Source organism: Hafnia paralvei (genome assembly GCF_020150375.1).
GTDB classification, from domain to species: Bacteria; Pseudomonadota; Gammaproteobacteria; order Enterobacterales; family Enterobacteriaceae; genus Hafnia; species Hafnia paralvei.
Genome location: NZ_CP083737.1, coordinates 2,479,934 through 2,497,708 on the forward strand (window position 1 = coordinate 2,479,934; position 17,775 = coordinate 2,497,708).

General features: G+C 50.2%; 14 protein-coding genes. 7 read left to right on the forward strand and 7 right to left on the reverse strand.

What is annotated here, in order from left to right; translation table 11 throughout:
- The first annotated feature begins 52 nt into the window (after positions 1-52).
- Positions 53-1,051 (forward strand): adenosine deaminase, encoded by a 999-nt coding sequence (gene add / locus K9N75_RS11755; protein WP_224451632.1) that lies wholly within the window; start codon positions 53-55, stop codon positions 1,049-1,051.
- A 589-nt stretch (positions 1,052-1,640) separates the two neighbouring features.
- On the opposite strand, the gene K9N75_RS11760 is transcribed toward add, so the two are convergent.
- From K9N75_RS11760 to K9N75_RS11790, 7 genes are all read right to left on the reverse strand, one after another.
- Positions 1,641-2,639 (reverse strand): bile acid:sodium symporter family protein, encoded by a 999-nt coding sequence (locus tag K9N75_RS11760; protein ID WP_008813543.1) that lies wholly within the window; start codon positions 2,637-2,639, stop codon positions 1,641-1,643.
- A 144-nt stretch (positions 2,640-2,783) separates the two neighbouring features.
- Positions 2,784-3,827, reverse strand: coding sequence for an oxidoreductase (locus K9N75_RS11765; RefSeq protein ID WP_008813544.1), 1,044 nt, complete (start codon positions 3,825-3,827; stop codon positions 2,784-2,786).
- 248 nt (positions 3,828-4,075) lie between these two features.
- Positions 4,076-5,116: a TRAP transporter substrate-binding protein DctP gene (gene dctP, locus K9N75_RS11770; protein WP_224451634.1), complete on the reverse strand. Its 1,041-nt coding sequence runs from the start codon at positions 5,114-5,116 to the stop codon at positions 4,076-4,078.
- Between the two features lie 35 nt (positions 5,117-5,151).
- Positions 5,152-6,093, reverse strand: a complete 942-nt coding sequence (gene araC / locus K9N75_RS11775; RefSeq protein WP_008813546.1) for an arabinose operon transcriptional regulator AraC — start codon at positions 6,091-6,093, stop codon at positions 5,152-5,154.
- A 176-nt stretch (positions 6,094-6,269) separates the two neighbouring features.
- Positions 6,270-7,265 (reverse strand): L-arabinose ABC transporter permease AraH, encoded by a 996-nt coding sequence (araH, locus tag K9N75_RS11780; protein WP_008813547.1) that lies wholly within the window; start codon positions 7,263-7,265, stop codon positions 6,270-6,272.
- 22 nt (positions 7,266-7,287) lie between these two features.
- Entirely contained in the window at positions 7,288-8,808 is a 1,521-nt protein-coding gene (gene araG / locus K9N75_RS11785) for an L-arabinose ABC transporter ATP-binding protein AraG (RefSeq protein WP_130974564.1), read from the reverse strand.
- A gap of 97 nt (positions 8,809-8,905) precedes the next feature.
- Positions 8,906-9,886, reverse strand: coding sequence for an arabinose ABC transporter substrate-binding protein (locus K9N75_RS11790; protein ID WP_008813549.1), 981 nt, complete (start codon positions 9,884-9,886; stop codon positions 8,906-8,908).
- A gap of 406 nt (positions 9,887-10,292) precedes the next feature.
- Between K9N75_RS11790 and K9N75_RS11795 the strand changes: the two genes are divergently transcribed.
- From K9N75_RS11795 to K9N75_RS11820, 6 genes are all read left to right on the forward strand, one after another.
- A complete protein-coding gene (locus tag K9N75_RS11795; protein WP_224451636.1) occupies positions 10,293-11,969 on the forward strand; it encodes a ribulokinase in 1,677 nt (558 codons plus the stop codon).
- A 25-nt stretch (positions 11,970-11,994) separates the two neighbouring features.
- A complete protein-coding gene (gene araA / locus K9N75_RS11800) occupies positions 11,995-13,497 on the forward strand; it encodes an L-arabinose isomerase (RefSeq protein ID WP_185922187.1) in 1,503 nt (500 codons plus the stop codon).
- A 352-nt stretch (positions 13,498-13,849) separates the two neighbouring features.
- Positions 13,850-14,065 (forward strand): transcription modulator YdgT, encoded by a 216-nt coding sequence (ydgT, locus tag K9N75_RS11805; RefSeq protein WP_008813552.1) that lies wholly within the window; start codon positions 13,850-13,852, stop codon positions 14,063-14,065.
- Positions 14,066-14,309: 244 nt separating this feature from the next.
- A complete protein-coding gene (gene yedA, locus K9N75_RS11810; RefSeq protein WP_039186658.1) occupies positions 14,310-15,197 on the forward strand; it encodes a drug/metabolite exporter YedA in 888 nt (295 codons plus the stop codon).
- Between the two features lie 153 nt (positions 15,198-15,350).
- Complete coding sequence (locus K9N75_RS11815; RefSeq protein ID WP_224451638.1) at positions 15,351-17,087, forward strand: formate--tetrahydrofolate ligase; 1,737 nt, start codon at positions 15,351-15,353, stop codon at positions 17,085-17,087.
- A 186-nt stretch (positions 17,088-17,273) separates the two neighbouring features.
- Positions 17,274-17,705 carry a DUF2569 domain-containing protein gene (locus K9N75_RS11820; RefSeq protein WP_172635546.1) on the forward strand — a complete coding sequence of 144 codons (432 nt, stop codon included), beginning with the start codon at positions 17,274-17,276 and terminating at the stop codon, positions 17,703-17,705.
- Positions 17,706-17,775 lie beyond the last annotated feature (70 nt).

A 17,775-nucleotide genomic window follows, 5' to 3' on the forward strand; every position in this document is an offset into this window, starting at 1 on the left:
ATTGTTTTTATACTGTTACGCACTTTATCCAGAATAACTGAGAGTGCACATCATGATCGATACCCGCCTTCCTCTGACTGACATCCACCGTCACCTCGACGGTAACATTCGTCCACAAACTATTCTGGAACTGGGCCGCCAGTTCAATCTTGAACTGCCCGCCGAAGAGCTCGAAGCCCTGCGCCCACACGTACAGATTACGGATACGGCGCCAGACTTAGTCAGTTTTTTGCAGAAACTCGACTGGGGCGTCGCCGTGCTAGGTTCTCTCGATGCCTGTCGCCGCGTTGCCTATGAAAACGTTGAAGATGCGCTGCGTGCGGGTATCGACTATGCAGAACTTCGTTTTTCCCCTTACTACATGGCAATGAAACACCAATTACCCGTTCAAGGCGTGGTTGAAGCCGTTATTGATGGCGTGCGTTCGGGCGTGCGTGATTTTAGTGTTGAAACTCGCCTGATTGGCATCATGAGCCGTACCTTTGGTGAAGGCGCCTGCCTAAAAGAATTAGATGCCCTGCTTGCCTGTCGCGAAGGCATTACCGCACTCGATCTCGCCGGTGACGAACTCGGTTTCCCGGGTTCTCTCTTCCTGAGCCACTTTAATCGCGCCCGCGATGCGGGTTTACGTATCACGGTACACGCAGGTGAAGCCGCAGGTCCGGAAAGTATCTGGCAAGCGATCAATGAGCTGGGCGCTGAACGCATCGGACACGGTGTTAAAGCCGTTGAAGACGCAAAGCTGTTAGATTATTTGGCAGAAAAACGCATTGGCATGGAGTCATGTTTGACCTCCAATATCCAAACCAGCACCGTTGCTTCACTGGAAAGTCACCCACTGAAAACCTTCCTACGCCACGGAATTCTGGCCTCAATTAATACCGACGATCCAGCGGTTGAAGGTATCGAGCTGGCGCATGAGTACAATGTTGCCGCGCCGGCCGCAGGACTGACGCAGGAAGAGATCCGCACCGCGCAGATAAATGGCTTAGAGATGGCGTTTATTTCTGATGCGGAGAAGCAGGTATTGCGGGAGAAGAAGTTGGGGTGAGACTGTGTGTAAGGTTTCGTACGCCTAAAGCATCGAATATCACATAAGCCTTGTGCTGGCGTCCGAGTCGGGGGGCCAATCGCTGCCCCCCGACACCCCAGCTTGGCACCGTTCTTCAGCCTGCTGCGCAGGTGCCCGAATCTCGTCATTCCGGCTTTAACGGAACGAACGGCAATCGCCATCCTGGCTCCTCCGTTCTTTCGCCGACATCCCTGTCGGCGAATCCTAGCCTTCATTCCTCCCTTCGGCTGAAGAACAACGTGCCGGAAAAGGTCAACGTCAAAATCAAAAGACAAAATCAAAACGTTTTTTGGTTTTTTAGTTTAAGTCTTGGAAGGGAGAGCCGCCGATACAGGGATGTATCGGCGGAGTTTGGGGCGCCCGGGATGGGCGATACCAAACCGGAGCGAAGATGGCGTCTCAGATAAAAAGCGCGCGAGTTGAGAGCCCCCGCGCAACGGGGCTCTCATCGGCCGCCTTCGCCAGCGGTGGCATGGAAACGCATTTGCTGACAGGCGAACGAAATATTACACCGCAATCCCATAGGATTAAGATATTGCTAACCAACGCACGAAACAAAACCTCTTTTTCACCCTTCACTTTCCTCTAACACCTTCTTCGCCTTCGCCCGATTGACATATCTCTGTGCTAGCACTGCGCACACCATCAGTTGGATCTGGTGGAAGATCATCAACGGCAGCACCATCATGCCTACCGCTGACGCAGGAAACAGCACATTCGCCATCGGGATGCCGTTCGCCAAGCTTTTCTTGGAGCCGCAGAAAACAATGGTGATTTCGTCAGCGGTGTTAAAGCCTAGCCAGCGCGCTGCAAAGGTATTTATCACCAGTACAATAGCCAACAGAATGGTTGAGAACACCACAATCGACAGCAGCGACCAACCGTCAATCTGGTGCCAAATCCCTTCGATCACAGCTTCGCTAAACGCGGTATAAACCACCAGCAGAATGGAAGACCGGTCGGTAATGTTAATCAGCTTACGGTGGCGTTCGACCCACTTAGCAATCAGCGGGCGCGACAGATGACCAATAATAAACGGCACCATCAGCTGCAAAATAATCGCGCCAATGGCATGCAGGGTGTCAGTTTCCCCACCTTGGGTATGCATCAACAGCCCCACCAGTAACGGCGAAAGGAATACACCTAAAATACTTGACGCGGAAGCACTGCAAATAGCTGCGGCCACATTACCGCCCGCCATCGACGTATAGGCAATCGCTGATTGAACTGTCGCAGGCAAAGCACATAGGTAGAGGAAACCCAGGTACAACGCAGGGCTTAACAGATTTGGCACTACCACATTCAAAGCCAGCCCCAGCAGCGGGAATAATGCAAAGGTGCTGAGAAACACCACCAGATGCAGTTTCCAATGTCCCATTCCAGAAACGATTGCCTCACGCGACAGCTTGGCGCCATGCATAAAGAACAGCAACGCAATAGCCGCCGTGGTGAGATGCTCGAAGATCGTTTTATAGATCCCCTCGCACGGGAACAGCGATGCCAAAATCACCACCGTAATCAAAACTAGCAAAAACTTATCAATACGCAAACGTTGCAGCCAAGACATAACTCAACTTCCCTTACCGAAAAATGTGCGAATACATATAGTTTTATAAAAAATAAAGCCTTCTTCCCGTGTATTAACAACCCAGAGAAGAAGGCCAATACGAAAATGCGCTAGGCAATATCAGCAACAAGTATCAGCATCATCTCAAGCAGGAAGCGGCAGTGCCCTTTGCTGCAATGAGGATTCTTGTCCAAGCTCGAGCAGTTCCATGACGGTAATCGCCTCCGAAGCCGGTACCGGATTCTCACCGTCACCGTTGATTGCATCGCGAATACCCGCGTAATACGCTGGATAATTGCCAGGGATGGTCAGCAACGACTGCTCTGCCATCATGTCATCTTGAACCAAGGTTAATACGCCATCGCGCATGTCGTAGCCCCAATCCGCCTGCGGTGGACGCTCGCCAGCCTTGAGACGATCCTCCTGAGGATCTAATCCATGTTTGATGTAGCTTCCTTTCGTGCCATGAATCACATAGCGCGGTGTTTCTGCCGCAGTCACCATGCTGCCATGCAAAATAATGCGCTTGTCTGAATAGTATAAAATCGCATGGAAATAGTCGGTGGTTTGAGAATTTGGGCGCATTGCGCACAGGTCAGCGAGCAGACTTTGCGGCTTACCGAAAAGCTGTAGAGCTTGATCGAGCAGATGCGAGCCAAGATCGAACCAGATCCCACTCCCCGCGCCGACTTTTTCACGCCAGCGGTCGCGCACTTCCAGACGAAAACGATCGTAGTGAGATTCAAACTGAACCACATCGCCCAAAGCGCCTTCAGACAGCAAGGTTTTCACCGTCAGGAAATCACTGTCCCAGCGGCGGTTATGAAAAACTGACAGCAATCGCTTCTGCTGTTTGGCTAACATTTCCAGCTCGCGTGCCTCTTGCAGATTCACCGTAAATGGCTTATCCACGACCACATGTTTACCCGCTAACAGCGCCTGCTTAGCCAACGGGTAATGGGTGATATTCGGCGTTGGGATCACCACCAAATCAATAGAAGGATCGCTAAACAACTGCCCCGGTTCGCCAACGACCGTCATCCCCGGCCAGTCAGCAAGAACTTTATGCGCATCACTGCTTGAAATCGCCGCCAATTCCAGTCCAGGCGTACCGGCAATCAGCGGCGCGTGGAACGTTTTACCGGCAAAACCATAGCCGACCAGTCCTACACGAATTGAATCCGCCATACAAAACCTCGCTGCCCTAAGCAATTAGAAAGGATAAACGATGAAGTAAAACCATCTCTTCAACATATATATTGTTATCGAAATATTATGATGCTGCTATTTGATAACGTGTTTTGGTGAGATGAGCAAGAAGACTGAGTGCTGTTCTGATTGGAAGAGCAATTATTAGGCAGGTATACAGAGTGACTAATACAGCAATGAGAGTGCTGCATTAGCCTTCAAGACGCCACGCGAAAAATAGAGATCGCCTATTCTTTCATTGCGTCATTTATCATCTGGGACACTTTCATCATGGTTGCGCTTGCATCTTTAACACCGGCATTTTCTTGCTCTTTTAGCCAATTTTCCTGCACTTCGTGATATCGAGAGAGCGTTTTCCACTGCTGCAGCTTATCCGCGGATAGAAATTGTACTTTTGCGCCCTCTTGACGCATATCAGCAATCTGAGCCGTCAGGCTACTGTCCATGACCGATCCCTGCTTTTTGTAAGCAATTTCGGCAGCCCGCTGGATGGCCTCCTGATCTTGCTTTTCAAGTCCATCCCAGGTGTTTTTATTCATCACTAATAGATAGATGTGTCCTAACCATAAATTTTTAGATATCAGAATATGAGGCGATGTTTTATGCGCTTCAACGTCGTATCCGCTGTCCAGATTCACCATAATGCCATCCAATGCACCAGACTGAAGCGCTTTACGAGTTCGGTCACCCCAAGGCATCGTCACGGCCTTAGCGCCCGCGTTGGTAAGAAAATCCTGATGCCAAAAACTGGCCGAGCGCCATGTGCCGCCTTTGACATCAGCCAAAGACGTCATCGGTTTGGTACTAAAGAAAGCCAAAGGGTAACCGGTGGCAAAATACAGGTTCACAACGTTGTTCTTCTCAAGCTCTAGCGGAAAAACGGGGAGCTGGGTATAAACACGGCGAAAAAAATCCACCTGCCGATCAGCGGCTGGCCCCACCGGAAAGCTTTTGAAAATCTGATGCAACGGCAGCTGTTTTGCCGTGTACTCAGGCACGACAATCGCCATATCCGCTTTCGTTCCCTGCCCAACCAGTGCCAACGCATCATAGCCAGCACCGAGCTCTCCGCCCCAATGGGGCTCGATCTTCAGGCGTCCATGAGATTCATTTTCAATAGACGAGAAGAATACGTCATTGATGAATTGGGTACGAGCACCGCCCAATGCTTCATGATCGCTATATTTTAAGGTTTTCGCCGCCAATACCGTGTTCGGTAATAGAAATCCAGCCAGCAAAATGGGCAATAGCCTGTTAGTCAATTCCATTTGATATCTCATTCATGATTTGAAATGTGACAGTGTCACACTCGTAGTAATGTACTTTGTCGCTCACTCTGGCGACGCTCTCCCGCACTCATTGAAGAAGAGTCATTTACTTCATGATTTCGACGACGATAATCACTTGGGCTCACACCGACGCGTTTGCGGAACACGCGTGAAAAATAGAGCTGATCGTCATAACCAACAACACGCCCAATGGTGGCTATCGGTTCCTGCGTGGTCTGCAACAACAGTTTGGCACGAATAACCCGCTGATCCTCACGCCAACGTAGAATATTCACCCCAACCTGCTCACGAAACAGATGCGCCAAACGCGACGGCGATAAGCAAACATGTTTGGCAACGTCCTCAATGCGAAGTTCATCGGCTAAATTACCGGTGATGAACTGGCAGGCCTCGATCACTCTGGCATCCATGATGCGCTGCGGCGCCTGCGGATCTTCTTCCATCGCGCGTAGCAGAAGGCGTTCGAGCAAATTCATCGCTAACTCTTCCGCAAAGCGTCGACCTGATTTATGCGTCTGCTCAATATTGGCAAAGAGACGGTCAAACTCCAGCAGCGTATTTTCGGGGAGAACCATATGGCCTACGCCATTAACCTGACTGTGCCACTCTAGCCAATCGGCCCAGTACGCGCGAGGACGAAAATAGACCCAACGGTGATACCAGCAGTCACTTTCTGAAGAACGGCCATAATAATGACTCGCCTTCGGAGGAAACAGCAGTAGCTCTCCCGGCTTGCTGTCTAGCGTCTCTTCACCGTCTTTGCCGCTGAAAATGCGCCCTTGACCTTTGATCGTTAAATTCAGGATGTACCCTTTCATTCCTTCAGGACGATCGATAAAGAAGTCTAATGGACCACCGGCGATAATTGGGGTTAATCCTGCGACCAGATAAGCATTAAAGCTATACCCCGGCAAAAGCGGATTTGGCTGTGGCTCCTGCGTTAAACGTTGGTACATCGTCCCTCCCATACAATGTCTATCTCTGCTGCCAGTTTACAGAGCAGCGCGAACGCTGCTCAACATTGCTGTAAAACTGTGAAGCAGATTGATAATTACTTGTAATTAATATCGAATAATCATCATCTATACCGCTTTCATCCCGAGGAATAACAGGAGTTTTCCGTCTGTCGCTATTAAGCACGGGTCTTTTTAGCAAGCTGCTTGTAACGGTCAAAAATAACCGCGGCAAGCAAAATCACGCCACGTACCACGTATTGAGAGAACGGTGAAATATTTAGCAAATTCATCGCATTCTCGACCGTACCCAAAATCAACACGCCTGCGATAACATAAGAAATTTTACCGATTCCGCCTTTGAGCGATACGCCGCCCAGCACACAGGCAGAGATCACGATCAGCTCATAGCCGATAGACGTCATTGGCTGACCACTGGTCATGCGCGAGGCCAAAATGATCCCCGCGGCGGCTGAAACCAGCCCTGACAGCACAAAGATAATGATTTTAGTGCGAACCACAGGAACACCGGCCAGACGCGCAGCCTCTTCGTTTCCTCCAATCGCTAACGTATTGCGGCCAAACGTGGTTTTGTTCAGTAAAAAGCCGAACAGGATAAAACAGGCTACGGTGATCCAAATAGGCGCAGGCAGCCCCAACCAGTTCGCGTATCCCAGCTCAAAGAAACGCTCGTCTTCAATACCGACCGCTTTACCATCAGAAATGATGTATGCCAAACCGCGCACAATTTGCATGGTGGCAAGCGTGGTAATCAGCGCATTTATTTTCAGACGCGCAATCACAAAGCCGTTAACGAGGCCGCATAATGCCCCTAGCAACAAGCCTGCAAATATGCCGATCCACAGGCTTTCGGTCATATTAATCACTACCGCAGCAGTCACACCCGCACAGGCAATAACCGAGGCGACGGAAAGGTCAAAGTCGCCAGAGGCCAGACAAAATAGCATCCCGCAGGCCACCATTCCCGACATGGAAATGGCTAGGCCAAGCCCCTTCATGTTGATAAATGAGCCAAAGTTAGGCACAAAAATCAAACAGGCAATAAATAGCGCGGCAAATACTACCAACATGCCATAACTATCCCAAATACGACTGAGGTTTAGCCCTTTGTTTCCTGATTTTGCCGTCGCCGGCGTAGAAGTAACACTCGACATAATTCTGCTCCTAGACGTATTTTCAGGCCGCATGAGATGAGGTTGATGTGCGAGGCATTGCAAGCGCTAAGGCTTTGGCCTCGCTCGCTTCGCTGCGTAATAGTTCACCCGACACTTCGCCTTCGCGCATCACGATAACGCGGTCAGATAAACCTAACACTTCGGGCAAATCACTTGAGGCAAACAGAACGGCAATTCCCTGCTGCGCCAACTGGTAGATAACATGATAGATTTCATGCTTCGCACCGACGTCGATGCCGCGCGTCGGTTCATCGAGCAAAATGACCTTCATGTCTTCTGAAAGCCAGCGCCCTAAAATCGCCTTTTGCTGGTTACCGCCGGAAAGATTCATCATTAGCTGCTCAGGACTGGGCGTTTTGATATTGAGAGCATCAATGCGTTTGTCGGCGTTTTCCACTTCCCATTGATGATTGATGAGGCAACCTGCGGTCAGCGCGTTGCGGCGAGCACTGATATTGATATTTTCACGCACGGAGTGAACCGGAATAATGCCGTCAGCCTTGCGATCTTCAGGACACAGCATCATGCCCTGACGGATAGCATCAATAGGGCTTCCCACTCGCATATCTTGTCCGTCGAGAATGACCTGTCCCTGCGTTATCTTGGTGCCGCCAAACAACCCTTTCATCAATTCGCTACGACCCGCCCCAACCAGACCAAAGAGGCCAACAATTTCACCCTGTTTAACCTGTAACGACACCGGGTGTTTGACACCAGGAGCCACCACGTCCTTCACCTCTAAACGAATAGGTCCGTGTTCGCGCGGCTGATAACCATAAACATCGCCCAAGTCACGCCCCACCATCGCCTGTACTAATGAGTCATGGTTGACCTGCTGCATATCATCGAAGGTTTTGACGTATTTGCCGTCTTTAAAAACCGTAATCGCATCGCTTAAGGCGAAAATTTCTTCCATACGATGCGAAACATAGATAATCACCCGACCTTCAGCGCGCAGTTCACGGATCACACGAAACAGCTGTTCAATTTCACGCGAAGAGAGCGAACTGGTTGGCTCATCAAACGCAATCACTTTGGCATTACGTGCCAAGGCCTTGGCAATTTCCACCATCTGCCACTGTCCGATAGAGAGATATTTCAGCGGCGTTTGTGGATCGATATCTAAACCTAAGTGCTCTAGCTGCAAACGGCTTTCATAGTTGAGCAATGAGTTATTCACGAAGCCCTTTTTCGCAGGCAGTTGGCCTAAATAGATGTTTTCTGCCACCGTCATTTCAGGCACTAAGTACAGTTCCTGATAAATAATGGCGACACCGGCATCAAGCGCATCGGTGGTGTTGTTAAATTGAACTGGCTGGCCCTTGAGGTAGATCTCTCCCTGCGTAGGCGTGTAACTGCCGCTCAGTATTTTCAATAGTGTGGATTTACCTGCGCCGTTCTCACCCATCAAGGCGTGGATCTGTCCGGCCTGACAGCTAAAGCTGATATCATCCAGCGCCTTCACCCCAGGAAATGTTTTCCCGATATGACGGAATTCCAAATAGGGTACGTTGGAGGTCATAAACGTTCTCCTTGCCACCGATAGCTAACCTCGCGGTGGCTAAAGTCAGTAGTCAACAAAAGGTGGTTAGAGCGGCAGTGGCCGCTCTGTGCGTGGCTTACAACCCTTTCTTCTGTAGCTCTTCTTTGAAATTGTCACGCGTAATCAAGACGACGTCGGTCACTGCGGTAAACTTGGCAGGCTCCACCCCTTTGGTCACCCAGTCGTACAGCATTTGGATGCTTTTATAGCCATGAATATCCGGGCTCGGCAGCAGCGAGCCGAAGAAGCCGGTTGGGTTTGCCTTGGACAATTCGCTCACCGCATCCACGCCATTGATACCGATGCCAATCACGTTTTCAGCTTTAAAGCCCTGTCCTTCTGTTGCCCGTACGCCGCCCAATACCGTGTTGTCATTCATCCCCACGATCAGCCAGTTTTTAACTTTTGGGTATTGAACCAACATAGAATTAGCCGCATCGAAGGCGCCAGGAATGTCATTGGATTTCGTGGGTACTTTGTAGATCTGTTTCTCTGGGAAACCCGCCGCCTTCAGCGCATCCATCGAACCGGTCGTACGACGGCGAGCGGTATCTAATTCATCCGCGGTGATCGCCATAACTCCCGTTTCATCGACTTTCCAACCACGCTTATTCATTTCCTTCCACAGTTCCTGCCCTTGGCGCGCACCAATTTCACTGGCCGCCATCATTACCAATGGAACGCTTTCCATCGGTTTTCCTTTGGCATTTACAAACTGATCGTCCACGGCAATAACTTTAAGATCGTAGCTCCGCGCTTTAGCCATGATGGCAGGCCCTAACTTGGGATCGGGCGTACAGATAACAAAGCCTTTAGCACCGCTCGCTGCGAGGCTATCAATAGCGTTTAACGTTTTTTCACCGTCTGGAACAGCAATCTTGATCACGTCAAAGCCCAAATCTTTGCCAGCCTTATCGGCAAATTTCCATTCGGTTTGGAACCATGGTTCTTCCGGCTGTTTGACCAGAAAACCGAGTTTCATGCTTTCTGCGATAGCGGATTGTGACATAACGGCAGCCAGTCCAATGGCGGCCAAAACCTTAGTGAATTTATGCATATTTACAATCTCCAGTTTCGTCATTTTTATGTAGCAGATTTGTCATGCCTGTGAGGCGATACCGCATCGGATGACAAAAAGCTCTGTGTGTACGAACTCAGGGGCAATTGAGCAGCAAATACCAAATGGTGCGATATTTCACTGCAATGTAGGGACCTTATGTGAGACGAGCTAAGTTGTAGCGGCTAATGGATGAACAAATAGAGAGCAAAATCACACCAAAAAATTACAGCTATTTTATGCATATATTTAGCAAATCCGTAACAATGATAACTTTTGATGACCATCACATTCTTCGGTGTTGTAGCTGAAAAATACATACATGTAGCTAAGCCATCCTCACAGTTCCACGCCGCTATTTCCTATTTTGGTTAGCAGTGAAATCTATATAGATAGGAGAGAGGGAATGCATGCAAATCCCATAGTAATCGGGCTGGATTTTGGTAGCGACTCCGTTCGCTCACTCGCCGTAGATTGTGTAACTGGTCAAGAGTTAGATACGGAAGTGGTTTACTATCCGCGCTGGAAGCAAGGACTGTTTTGCGATGCACCTGCCAACCAGTTCCGCCATCATCCTCTCGACTATATTGAATCGCTGGAAATCGCGATTAAGGCGGTCGTTGCGAGGATGAATGAGGAGCAACGAGCAGCCGTCGTCGGTATTGGGGTTGATTCAACGGGCTCGACTCCAGCACCAATAAATGAAAAGGGTGACGTACTGGCGCTGCTGCCCGAATTTGCCAACAACCCCAACGCGATGTTCGTGCTGTGGAAAGATCACACCGCCATTGAAGAAGCCGAAGAAATTAACCGCTTATGCCGTAGCGGCGATTTTCCCGACTACACCCGCTACATCGGCGGCGTTTACTCATCGGAATGGTTTTGGGCAAAAATTCTACACGTCACACGCGAAGACCGTGCCGTACGCCAATCGGCTGTGTCTTGGGTTGAGCTCTGTGACTGGGTTCCCGCGCTACTGTGTGGTGAACAGCAGCCGCAGAATCTGAAACGCGGACGTTGCAGCACCGGACATAAAGCACTTTGGCATCCCTCATGGGGAGGCGTTGCACCGCGTGAGTTTCTCGAAGCACTCGATACCTGTCTAAGTGAAAAACTGCAGCAACCGCTGTTTACCGAAACCTACACCGCCGATTTGCCCGTAGGAAAACTCAGTGCGGAGTGGGCGCAGCGTTTAGGTCTGACGACTGACGTCGTGCTATCGGGGGGCGCATTTGATTGCCATATGGGTGCCGTTGGCGCTGGCGCTCAGCCATATACGCTGGTGAAAGTGATTGGCACTTCAACCTGCGACATTCTGATTGCCGAGCAAGAACGCATTGGTGATCGCACCATCGCGGGGATCTGCGGACAAGTCGACGGTAGCGTCGTGCCCGGTTATATCGGTTTGGAGGCGGGACAGTCAGCCTTTGGTGATATGTATGCTTGGTTCAGTCGCCTACTCACATGGCCGTTGTTGCAAACCGCTAAACAGCATCCAGAATTAGCTGCACAGCTCGAAGAATCAGCAAAAAACTTGCTGCCTGCGCTCACTGAAGCGTGGGCTAAGGATCCCCAGCTCAACCACCTCCCTGTCGTTCTGGACTGGTTCAACGGCCGCCGTACCCCTTTCGCCAATCAGCGTCTGAAAGGCGTTATCACCGACCTTAACCTAGGCACCGATGCCCCGACCCTGTTTGGTGGTTTTATCGCTGCCACCGCCTTTGGCGCTCGCGCCATTATGGAGTGCTTTGAGCATCAGGGTGTTCCGGTGGAAAACGTGTTGGCGCTTGGCGGGATTGCACGTAAATCCCCCGTGATTATGCAGGTGTGCTGCGATGTGATGAATCGCCCACTACAAATCGTCGCCTCCGATCAGTGCTGCGCGCTGGGTGCCGCAATTTTTGCAGCCGTCGCCGCAGGAACCTATCCAGACATCGCCTCCGCCCAACAAAACATGGCGAGCCAAGTCGAGCGTACTCTCCAGCCCGATCCCGAACGCGTGGTGCGTTTCCAGCAGCTTTACGAACGTTATCAACAGTGGTGTACGCACGCAGAGCCCTGCTACACGGCAGAAAAACATTAATTTATTCAGCATTCACGGAGTCATCATGCAACAGTTCAAACAAAGCGAAGTGTGGTTTGTTATTGGCAGTCAGCATCTCTATGGTCAGCGGACGCTGCAACAAGTCAAGGAGCAAGCTGAGAAAGTCGTCAGCTCTTTGAATCAGGCGGGTTTGCCGGTGAAATTAGTGCAAAAACCGCTGGCAACTACGCCGGATGAAATCACGTCTCTCTGCCGTGATGCTAACTATCAAGATAGCTGTCTTGGCCTGCTAGTGTGGTTACACACGTTCTCTCCGGCCAAAATGTGGATCAACGGTTTGCGTCGCCTTGAGAAACCCCTGCTCCAGTTCCACACTCAGTTCAATGCTCAGATCCCATGGGACACCATGGATATGGACTTTATGAACCTGAATCAAACCGCGCACGGCGGCCGCGAGTTCGGTTTTATTGGCGCACGTATGCGGCAACAGCACAGCGTGGTTGCAGGGCATTGGGAAGACCCTCAGGCGCTAGAAGGTATCGCTCGCTGGATGCGTGTTTCTGCCGCACGCCACGAAAGCCAACATCTGAAAGTCGCCCGCTTCGGTGACAATATGCGCGAAGTGGCCGTCACCGAAGGTGATAAAGTTAGCGCTCAAATTCAATTTGGCTATAGCGTCAACGGCTATGCGCTGGGCGATCTCGAACAGGTAGTGAATGAAATCAGCCACAACGACATTAATACGTTGGTTGAAGAGTATGAAGCGAGCTATATCCTAACGGATGCGGTGAAAAGCGGCGGCGCAAAACGCGAGAATTTGCTCGATGCCGCACGCCTAGAATTAGGGATTGAACGTTTCCTACAGCAAGGAGGCTTCCATGCCTTTACTACGACCTTTGAAAATTTATACGGTCTGAAGCAATTACCGGGTTTAGCTTGCCAGCGCCTAATGCAAAAGGGTTATGGTTTCGGTGCCGAAGGCGATTGGAAAACCGCCGCGCTGCTGCGCATTATGAAAGTGATGGCCAGCGGTCTGAAAGGCGGTACCTCTTTCATGGAGGATTACACCTATAACTTCCAGCCTGGCAACGATCTGGTTGTTGGCTCACACATGCTGGAAGTATGCCCCTCCATTGCCAAAGAAGAAAAACCGTTGCTTGATGTTCAGCATTTGGGCATCGGTGGCAAAGCCGATCCCGCTCGACTGCTGTTTGCAACACCCGCCGGACCTGCGCTGAATGCTAGCCTGATAGATATGGGCGATCGCTTCCGTTTACTGGTGAACTGTGTTGATACCGTAGAACAGCCACGCGATTTGCCAAAACTTCCTGTTGCTCGGGCGATCTGGAAAGCGCAACCGTCGTTGGCCACCGCTGCGGAAGCATGGATCTTGGCCGGTGGTGCACATCATACCGTATTTACTCAAGCGCTGGACGTGGAATATCTGCGGTTATATGCCGAGATGCACAATATCGAATTCCTGCTTATTGATCATGCCACCACGTTGCCAGCATTTAAAAATGAAATCCGTTGGAATGAAATGTACTACACGTTGAATCGTAAATAATCGAGTCATACAAACTAATTAAATCAAGTAGCAAAAGGCGGTCTAGTGATGATAATCACGGCCGCCTCAATGCCACTAAAATTATTTAGGATATAAATATCCAATATTTAAACAATAGACGCTAAAAGCGATATTCAAATATCCCGCACCGCATGACAGACCCTAGTTTTCATCATTCTATCAACACGTTAAGCCACGAAGCCCACAATTAATTAGCTGAGTGACTATTATTGGCAATAATCATTTTTTAGTTTATGTAACCAATATCACTATTATTGTACTAGACAGATGGATTTACCTACATATACTGGCTGCTCTTCTGAAATTCCTCTCGTTGATGAAAACATAAAAAATGACAGTAACCGACTATTTGCTAAAATTTCGCCGGGTGAGCACTCTGGAAAGCTTAGAAAAACTTTTTGACCATCTTAATTATTCACTTACTGATGATGTCGAAATTATTAATATGTACCGTGCCGCCGATCATCGCCGAGCTGAATTAGCCAGCGGTGGGCGTTTATATGATGTTGGCTGCGTCCCAAAAGAGATTTGGCACTACGTGCAATAAACCTTATTCAGTCACAAACGACCTGATATTTAGCAGGGTTGGGCTGATGACTCAACCCCTAGTAACCATTTGAATTACCGCTATGATTTTCACGCTGTGGTCCCTTGACCGCTCCCTTGCTGATTTATAGCCAAATACACTTAAAATCACCTCGTTAATAAGTAAACGGCATGAGAAAAGAGTTCTTCCGTTGCTCATTTTAGCGTTTACTGGCTGCTTATTTTTGCCAAGGAATCTGCTTAATATGCGCTCTCGTGCTGCCACTTTTCTTCCCCTGATCGGTTCATTATTTGCTTTATATATTATTTGGGGATCAACCTATTTTGTGATTCGCCTTGGCGTTGAAAGCTGGCCGCCCCTCATGATGGCAGGCGTTCGTTTCCTCTGTGCAGGCCTAGTGATGCTGACGTTCCTGCGTTTGCGCGGGCATAAAATGCCCAGCGGACGCCCGTTGCTTAACGCTGCTGTTATTGGCATTTTGCTGTTAGCGGCGGGCAATGGTGCTGTTACCGTCGCCGAACATCAGGATGTTCCATCCGGCATCGCCGCGGTGATGGTCGCCACCGTTCCCCTTTTCACCCTGTGCTTTAGCCGCATGTACGGAATGCCTACGCGCTGGCTTGAGTGGTTAGGTATTGCCATTGGCCTCTGCGGCATCATCTTACTTAACAGCGGCGGGCATCTAAGTGGAAACCCTTGGATGGCATTGCTAATCCTTGCGGGTTCCATGACGTGGGCCTTTGGCTCCGTGTGGGGTTCTCGCGTTGAACTCCCTGCTGGGCTCATGGCGGGTGCAGTCGAAATGCTGACGGCGGGTATTGTATTACTCATTGCCAGCGCGATCGCCGGTGAACGAATGACTCAAATGCCCAGCCTGCAAGGGATCCTTGCGGTAAGCTATCTGGCGATTTTCGGTTCCCTGATTGCCATCAGCGCCTATATGTACTTGATTCGCAATGTCCGCCCCGCCGTTGCCACCAGCTATGCGTATGTCAACCCCGTGGTGGCCGTGTTGCTCGGTACGGGGTTAGGCGGTGAAATGCTGTCATCGACAGAATGGCTGGCGCTGTGTGTGATCATCGTTGCCGTGCTGTTGGTTACCTTGGGCAAATACCTGCTGCCACAAAATTGATTTCTCGCAGAGTCATCGTTTGCGTGGCATGAGACACTCTACGTTTAAACATGGGTTCGGGCGGTATTCTCCATTGAGTGTGCTGTCCGATAGCCTATAATCACCGCCATCAACTTGTTTGCCTTTACCTGTTTTTGCAAGGATCACGACCCCATGACGTCCCTCTCCGAACAGATACACGCTTCTTCCGTTCCGCAATTAAAACCTATTGCCCAAATCGCACAACAGTTGGGAATAGCATCGGCATGGCTGATCCCTTATGGCCACTATGCGGCAAAAATCGATATCAAAGCCATCAAACCAGAGGCCGGAACCGGCAAGTTGGTGTTGGTCTCCAGTATCACCCCCACCCCGTTAGGAGAAGGGAAAACGGTCACCACTATAGGCTTGAGTCAGGGGCTCAACTATATTGGTCGAAAAGCGGTCGCATGTATCCGTCAGCCTAGCTTAGGTCCCGTTTTTGGCGTTAAAGGCGGCGCAGCCGGTGGCGGCGTGGCTCAGGTGTTGCCTATGGAGCAGCTCAATCTCCACCTCACCGGTGACATCCACGCCATTACCGCGGCGCACAATCTGGCCTCGGCGGCGTTGGATGCACGTCTGTTTCACGAACAGCGTCTGGGTGAGAAATTCACCGAGCATACCGGCCTACAGCGCTTAGATATTGATCCAGAGCGAATCCTGTGGAAACGCGTTATCGATCATAATGACCGCGCCCTGCGTAGTATTGATATCGGTGTCGGTGGTGGAAACAACGGCGTTCCTCGTCATGATGGATTCGATATTACCGCCGCGTCCGAGCTCATGGCAATCTTGGCTTTGTCTGAGAATTTGGCTGATATGCGTCAACGCATCGGGCAGATTATTTTGGGCTATACGTTACAGGGTCACGCTATCACCACCGAGGATTTAGAGGTTGCAGGCGCCATGGCGGTGTTGATGAAGGAGGCGATTCATCCCACGCTGATGCAAACCAGCGAAAATACGCCCGTTCTGATCCATGCAGGCCCATTTGCCAATATTGCGCACGGCAACTCGTCGGTGCTTGCCGATCGCTTAGCGTTACAGCTCGCTGATTATGTTGTTACCGAGGCCGGATTTGGCTCTGATATGGGAATGGAAAAATTCTTTAATATTAAGTGTCGCCAGTCTGGCATTAAGCCATCCTGCGTAGTGCTGGTGGCGACACTGCGTAGTCTGAAAGCCAATAGTGGTAAGTTCAACATGAAGCCTGGGCAATCGTTACCTGAAGAGGTCAAGCACCCGAATCTACCGCTGCTGACAGAAGGCGCTAGCAATTTGGGCTGGCACATCGGCAACGCGGCACGCTATGGATTACCTGTTGTGGTCGCCATTAACCGCTTCCCAGAAGATAGCGCTGAAGAGCTAGACTTCATTCGCAAATTTGCCATTGAACAGGGTGCGTTCGGCGTTGAAATCAGTGACGCATTCTCCGCGGGAGGCAAAGGCACCGCACAGCTGGCAGAATGCGTGACCGCAGCCTGCCGAGTTAGTGGTGAGGTAACCCTGCTCTATCCTAACGAGATGTCGCTGGCCGATAAGCTGCAAACCTTAGTGAAAAAGGGTTACGGCGCGCTACGTGCGGAGCTAACGCCAGAAGCTGAAGCACAGCTACAACAGCTTCAATTGGCTGGATTTGGCCACCTTCCACTGTGTATGGCAAAAACCCCGCTATCGATCAGCGCCGATCCCGCATTAAAAAATGTCCCGCAGGATTTCGTCGTCCCCGTAACCGATTTGAAAGTATCCGCGGGAGCCGGTTTTATTCGTGTTTATGCCGGTAACATTATGACGATGCCGGGGCTAAGCCCCCTACCGGCCTACCGTCATATTGATATAGACGAAAGCGGAAACATTACTGGATTGAATTAATTTCATTGCTAAACGGATGAAATATTATCATTTCGTGCATGTCGTAGCCAAATAACGCCACGGCAGCACGATATCGATGATGGTTTTGTTATTAGCCTGTATGATGCGTAACGCTAAAATAGTGCATACCCGTCATATTTGACGTTAATAGCACGGTTAAAAAGGCTAAACATGAAGGGGATCGTTATGAATACTAAACGCATCGGTGGTTGGCTGGTTGCTCCACTGGCTTATATGATTGTCTCCTTACTATCATCCAGTTTAATGATGATCATCTTTGTGATGATGGTATTGCAACCAACAAGCCGCAGCCAACTGTTCTCGCATAGCCCAGTGTTTTCCTCACAGTGGACACTATCATTTGTGATCACCATTGCGATCTGGGCATTTACGCTGTTTAACCTGTATCTATTTGGTAAGCGCTCGCGCCGTTTCCCTAAGTTTTTCGTGTTATGGCTTTTAGTCATGGTGCTGCTTGCGATCAGAACCTTTGCATTCTCGCCGGTAACCGACGCTGCGGCGGTTCGTAATATGGTGATCCCTCTACTGGCGGCGGCGGTATTTGTTCCTTATATCAAACGTTCTCGTCGCGTACGGGACACGTTTATTGAGCAATAGCGTGTTTTATCGCCGCTGAAATAGAGGTAAGTCAGCACGGAGAGTGCCCTCGTTCGAGTTAATTCGTAGG

Coding starts and splice junctions, on each gene's coding strand:
- add (WP_224451632.1), top strand. CDS start 53: ATGATCGATACCCGCCTTCCTCTGACTGACATCCACCGTCACCTCGAC.
- K9N75_RS11760 (WP_008813543.1), bottom strand. CDS start 2,639: ATGTCTTGGCTGCAACGTTTGCGTATTGATAAGTTTTTGCTAGTTTTG.
- K9N75_RS11765 (WP_008813544.1), bottom strand. CDS start 3,827: ATGGCGGATTCAATTCGTGTAGGACTGGTCGGCTATGGTTTTGCCGGT.
- dctP (WP_224451634.1), bottom strand. CDS start 5,116: ATGGAATTGACTAACAGGCTATTGCCCATTTTGCTGGCTGGATTTCTA.
- araC (WP_008813546.1), bottom strand. CDS start 6,093: ATGTACCAACGTTTAACGCAGGAGCCACAGCCAAATCCGCTTTTGCCG.
- araH (WP_008813547.1), bottom strand. CDS start 7,265: ATGTCGAGTGTTACTTCTACGCCGGCGACGGCAAAATCAGGAAACAAA.
- araG (WP_130974564.1), bottom strand. CDS start 8,808: ATGACCTCCAACGTACCCTATTTGGAATTCCGTCATATCGGGAAAACA.
- K9N75_RS11790 (WP_008813549.1), bottom strand. CDS start 9,886: ATGCATAAATTCACTAAGGTTTTGGCCGCCATTGGACTGGCTGCCGTT.
- K9N75_RS11795 (WP_224451636.1), top strand. CDS start 10,293: ATGCATGCAAATCCCATAGTAATCGGGCTGGATTTTGGTAGCGACTCC.
- araA (WP_185922187.1), top strand. CDS start 11,995: ATGCAACAGTTCAAACAAAGCGAAGTGTGGTTTGTTATTGGCAGTCAG.
- ydgT (WP_008813552.1), top strand. CDS start 13,850: ATGACAGTAACCGACTATTTGCTAAAATTTCGCCGGGTGAGCACTCTG.
- yedA (WP_039186658.1), top strand. CDS start 14,310: ATGCGCTCTCGTGCTGCCACTTTTCTTCCCCTGATCGGTTCATTATTT.
- K9N75_RS11815 (WP_224451638.1), top strand. CDS start 15,351: ATGACGTCCCTCTCCGAACAGATACACGCTTCTTCCGTTCCGCAATTA.
- K9N75_RS11820 (WP_172635546.1), top strand. CDS start 17,274: ATGAATACTAAACGCATCGGTGGTTGGCTGGTTGCTCCACTGGCTTAT.